At 66.9% G+C, this 4,587-nt stretch carries 5 protein-coding genes and 1 riboswitch; of the genes, 3 read left to right on the top strand and 2 right to left on the bottom strand.

The genetic code is table 11. The features are described from left to right. Window positions 1-213: 213 nt before the first annotated feature. Entirely contained in the window at window positions 214-594 is a 381-nt protein-coding gene (locus EBL85_RS16485; protein WP_123141558.1) for a DnaJ family domain-containing protein, read from the bottom strand. Between the two features lie 131 nt (window positions 595-725). On the opposite strand from EBL85_RS16485, the gene EBL85_RS16480 reads away from it, so the two are divergent. Together EBL85_RS16480 and EBL85_RS16475 are read left to right on the top strand one after the other, a co-directional pair. Next, on the top strand, window positions 726-1,391 hold the full coding sequence (locus EBL85_RS16480; RefSeq protein ID WP_123143477.1) for a PhoU domain-containing protein: 666 nt from the start codon (window positions 726-728) through the stop codon (window positions 1,389-1,391). 135 nt (window positions 1,392-1,526) lie between these two features. Then, the gene (locus tag EBL85_RS16475; protein WP_123143476.1) at window positions 1,527-2,798 is read left to right on the top strand and encodes a D-amino acid dehydrogenase; all 1,272 of its coding nucleotides are present in this window, start codon (window positions 1,527-1,529) and stop codon (window positions 2,796-2,798) included. A gap of 5 nt (window positions 2,799-2,803) precedes the next feature. On the opposite strand, the gene EBL85_RS16470 is transcribed toward EBL85_RS16475, so the two are convergent. Continuing rightward, window positions 2,804-3,400 carry a TMEM165/GDT1 family protein gene (locus EBL85_RS16470; protein ID WP_123143475.1) on the bottom strand — a complete coding sequence of 199 codons (597 nt, stop codon included), beginning with the start codon at window positions 3,398-3,400 and terminating at the stop codon, window positions 2,804-2,806. Window positions 3,401-3,578: 178 nt separating this feature from the next. Beyond that, window positions 3,579-3,677, bottom strand: a riboswitch (yybP-ykoY riboswitch). A 264-nt stretch (window positions 3,678-3,941) separates the two neighbouring features. Between EBL85_RS16470 and EBL85_RS16465 the strand changes: the two genes are divergently transcribed. Next, a complete protein-coding gene (locus EBL85_RS16465; RefSeq protein ID WP_123141554.1) occupies window positions 3,942-4,289 on the top strand; it encodes a TusE/DsrC/DsvC family sulfur relay protein in 348 nt (115 codons plus the stop codon). The last annotated feature ends 298 nt before the right edge of the window (window positions 4,290-4,587 follow it).

Raw genomic sequence — 4,587 nt, 5'->3', positions numbered from 1 at the left:
CGGTTCCTGTCCCGGCGCCGATTGCCGTTCTCAGCAGACGTTGACGCTGGTAAAAGCCGGCAACCCAACCGACGGGGCTGTGCGCCGGACGTCGACCGCCTCCCTCATTCAAAACCCTTCGCGCCCTTGGCGCCTTTGCGGTTCAATCTCCTGGCCGCTGGCCGCTGGCCGCTGGCCGCTGGCCGCTGGCCGCTGGCCGCTGGCCGCTGGCCTTCAATCCCCCTCACGATCTGAGAATGCTCGATTCAGCGCATCCTGGTACTGCATCCGGGTGACCGCATTGAGGCCGTGTCCGCGTCCCTCGCTGAGTCGGGTTTCGAGCAGCCTGAGCCGTCTGGCCGCCTCGGCGCGTGCCTGTGGGTCCTCGATTCGGGCGATGAGCGCCTCGGTGTCGCGGATCTGGCGCAGGGTCTCGATCTCTGGCGGGATGAACCCCGCCCCCTTGAGCAGACGGTAACCGGCGCGCAGGTGTTCGGGGACCATGGCGAGGTCTTCTGTCGGCAGTGGTTTGCCGCTGCCGGGCAGGTCGTCGAGTTCTCCTCGCGCTCGTGCCCGTTCGATATGACGTTCGGCGATTTGATCGATGAGATCCATGTGTCGTGGTTTCGCTTGACTGATCGACTGGGGATTGTAGCTTGGCTGCTGTCATCTCGCGGTCATCGACCAGTCATGCCCTGGGCGTAGATTGCTCCTATGCAACGAGATGGCAAGGGCGGGGTAAGGTGATGCTGGATCGACGATCGCTGATCGAGGACAGACGGGATGGTCTGCGCGAGTCCATGATCGAACTGGGTGAGCGGGTTGCCGGGATGGTGGTCGAGGGGCTCGAGGTCTTGCGTACACGCGATCTGGAGCGAGCGCGCTCCCTGATCGCGGCGGATCAGCAGATCAATGACGCGCGGCGCGCGCTCGAACAGGAGGCATTGTTGATCCTCGCCGCACACCGACCGGCCGGCCGCGATCTGCGACTGGTTGGCGTGTCACTGGAGATGGTCTCGGAACTCGAACGTATCGCCGATCACGCCGCCGATCTCGGGCGATTGCTGCTGAGACATCCGGGTTGGAACCCAGATTCCCGGGCGTTCGCCTCTCTTTTGGATCTGGGCGAGAACAGCAGACGCTTGCTCGATGAGGTGCTCAATGGCTATTCGCAGGGCGCCGCAAAGGCCATCTCCTCTGCTTCAGAAACAGATTATTTCGCGATAGATCGCGACCTGGATTCGATAAATGTCGACATTATCGCGGCATTGCGCGCAGATCCCGCGAGTGCGGCCGATCAGGTGGCGCTGCTGTGGATGTCACACCATCTCGAACGGATCGCAGAGCGTGCGACCAACATTGCCGGGCAGTTGGTCTATATCGAGACCGGAAACCTCGAGGTACTCGACTGACCCGGATTGATCAGGCCGCTCATCCCCGCTGTTGTCCCCCTTGATCCTCGCCAATCCTCCCCGACCCTCAACAATTGGGCGTCGGGATCAGCGTATGACCACGCTGATTTCCGGGTACCCAAGGAGGGATGAGTGATGCGTGTCCTGGTCATCGGCAGCGGCGTGATCGGTACCACCGCCGCCTATCAACTTGCCCGCGCCGGTGCCGAGGTGACGGTACTCGAGCGCTGTGCCGGCTCCGGTCTGGAGACCAGCTATGCCAATGCCGGTCAGGTCTCGACCGGCTATGCCGCGCCCTGGGCTGCGCCCGGTCTGCCGCTCAAGGCGCTGCGCTGGCTGCTCACCCCGCACGCCCCGCTGCGGGTGCGACCACGGTTGGACGCGGCGATGCTGCGTTTCATGGCGGCGACGCTCGGCAACTGCAGCGCGCGTCACTATGCCCGCAACAAGGCGCGGTTGCTGCGCCTGGCCGAGTACAGCCGGATCGCTCTGGGCGAGTTGCGTGCCGAGATCGGGATCGACTACGACGCCGGCCAGGGCGGGACCCTGCAACTGCTGCGCTCGGCAGCCCAGTTCGATCAGGCGCGGCGCGATCGCGATATCCTCGAACGTAGCGGGCTGCGCTGCGAGCTGCTCGATGTCGAGGGCTGCGTCCGTCACGAGCCCGCGCTCGCCCGGGTCGCCGATCGCCTCGCCGGTGGTCTGCGCTTCCCCGATGACGAGACCGGCGACTGTCTGCGCTTCACCCAGGCATTGGCGGGCCATGCGACCAGGCTCGGGGTCGAGTTCCGCTACGGGGTGCGGGTCGAGGCGCTGCGTGTCCGCGACGGCGCGATCACCGGGGTCGAGACCGACGCCGGGCCCTTGGTCGCCGATCGCTGTCTGCTCGCTGCCGGACTCGACGCGGTGCGGCTGTTGCGCCCGCTCGGCATCCGCGCGCCGATCCATCCGGTCAAGGGCTATTCGCTCACCCTGCCGCTGCTCGATCCCGAGGCCGCGCCGCGCTCGACCTTGATGGACGAGACCAACAAGGTCGCGCTGACCCGGCTGGGCAACCGCTTGCGGGTGGCCGGCACCGCCGAACTCTGTGGCATGGACCTGCGGCTACGACGCGGACGCCTGGAGACCCTGCGACGGGTGCTCGTCGACCTCTTCCCCGAGGCCGCCGATCCGCGTCAGGCCGAGCCCTGGGCCGGGCTGCGCCCGATGACCCCGGACGGCCCGCCGATCCTGGGCGAGAGCGGTTGTGCGGGGCTCTATCTCGATATCGGACACGGCTCGCTCGGCTGGACCCTGAGCTGCGGGTCGGCGCGTCTGATCGCCGATCTGATGCTCGGCCGAGCCGCCGCGATCGACCCCGAGGGTCTGACCCTGGCGCGCTATCGCGGCGGCTGGCTGGCCGCCTGAGCGGCTCAGAACACCTGGGTCGCAGCCACCGCGGCGAGCACCAGGAAGAACGCACCGGAGATGCGATGTACCAGTACGATCGGCAGCCGTGTGAGTAATCGGCAGCCGACGAAGACCCCGAGCGCGGCGGTCACGCCCATCGCCAGGTTGGCGCCGATCCACACCGGCAACGGTGCCAGGGTAGTGGCCATACCGGCGACGGCGAGCTGGGTCTTGTCGCCCATCTCGGCGAGGAACAGCAGCAGGAAGGTCGCGACCAGGATGCTGTGCCCGGAGCGTTGCACCGTCTTCTCGTCACTCTCCATCTCGTCCTCGGTGGTGCGTAGCGCGATGACCCCGAAGGTCGCGAACAGCAGTGCGACCGCTGCGGCCAGCCATTGGTCGGGGATCCACTGGGTGAGCGCGGCGCCGAACAGCACCGCCAGGGTGTTGAGCAACAGGAAGGCGGCGAGTGCGCCGAACAGCACCGGCCAGTGACGGTGACGGGCGGCGAGCGCCATGCACACCAGCTGGCTCTTGTCGCCCATCTCGGCGAGTGCGACCAGCGCGAATGTGGCGAACAGTGTGCCGCCATCGGTCGAGATCATGGTGGTATCGATCATGCCGCTGCGTACCCCTCGATCGCTTGGGGCGTGGCGGTGCGCGGTGAACGGCGCTGGGCCGTGGTCGTCGGAGGTGACATCGGATGGGATCCTCGGGGCCGGGCGCAGGCACAAGACTCGAACACGATGACGCGCGCCCGGCCCATTGGCCGTCGCGTTCGTGCTCGAGGTCTCGTCAAGCCCGTCGGGCCGCATCCGCCATGGCGATCGCCAAGTCTGTTGACGGATGCCCCGCGCGCTGCGCGGGAGACTACTCCCCTCGGAGTGGGCCGCGATTCTCGCCGCCCGGGGTGGGGGTGTCAAGTCAGCCGCCAGCCGCCAGCCGCCAGCCGCCAGCCGCCAGCCGCCAGCCGCCAGCAGGATTGAACCGCAAAGCCTCGAAGGGCGCGAAGGGCTGCAGCGATCAGTTGCCAGCGCGGCGTGCCCTGCGGCTTCGGTTGGATCGAAGCGCCGCCGGGGCTGACCGCTCGCTTGAGTCCTTGTGGTCCGGGTTCTTCTGGCCCCATCTCCAGGGTTCGGGCGTTGGATGGAGGGTGGGGAGATGCAGGGTTCGGATTCTGGGCTGTTGGAGGGGATCGCGCGAGACGAGGAGGGTTATCTGCTCGATCCCGCGATGTGGACGCCGGCGCTCGCCGAGGCGCTTGCGGCCGAGGATGGGCTGGAGCTCGACGCCTCGCGGCTGGAGATCGTGCGCTTCGTGCGTGAGCGCTTCGAACGCACCGAGTCGGTCCCCGAGGCGCGGCGGGTGCTCGCGCACATGCGCGATCTCTGGGGCGCGGAGCAGGCGACCCGCCGCGCGCTCTATCGGTTGTTCCCGCGCGGCTACGGCCAGCAGGCGTGCAAGATCGCCGGGATGCGCAAGCCGCGCAAGCTGATGCTCGACGTTTGACCCAGCCGCCAGGGGATTGAACCGCAAAGACCCAAAGGACACGAAGAAAGCGACCAGCCTTCAGCAAACAGCCTCCAGTGTCGGTTTGCGGTCAACCGCGACGCGACGAGACAACCCTGCCCCCTCACTGGAGGCTGGCGGCTGGAAGCCTTTCTTCATCTTCGCGCTCTTGGCGCCTTGTATCTTGCCACCCCGTGGTGGTTAGCTCCCACCGCGCGAGATTGAGGCAGCTCGATTGCGCCTGAAGGCCTGGACCTTGTCGCTAAGACCAAGCCCTCGATCTCTCTTCTCATGCCAG

It is taken from the genome of Marichromatium sp. AB32 (assembly GCF_003718675.1).
Lineage (GTDB): Bacteria > Pseudomonadota > Gammaproteobacteria > Chromatiales > Chromatiaceae > Marichromatium > Marichromatium gracile.
Note: the sequence above shows the minus strand (reverse complement) of the source record. Positions and strands in the feature narration are given on the sequence as shown.

Bases quoted from the DNA above. Each gene is read 5' to 3' on its own strand.
- EBL85_RS16485 (WP_123141558.1), bottom strand. From the start codon at position 594: ATGGATCTCATCGATCAAATCGCCGAACGTCATATCGAACGGGCACGA.
- EBL85_RS16480 (WP_123143477.1), top strand. From the start codon at position 726: ATGCTGGATCGACGATCGCTGATCGAGGACAGACGGGATGGTCTGCGC.
- EBL85_RS16475 (WP_123143476.1), top strand. From the start codon at position 1,527: ATGCGTGTCCTGGTCATCGGCAGCGGCGTGATCGGTACCACCGCCGCC.
- EBL85_RS16470 (WP_123143475.1), bottom strand. From the start codon at position 3,400: ATGATCGATACCACCATGATCTCGACCGATGGCGGCACACTGTTCGCC.
- EBL85_RS16465 (WP_123141554.1), top strand. From the start codon at position 3,942: ATGCAGGGTTCGGATTCTGGGCTGTTGGAGGGGATCGCGCGAGACGAG.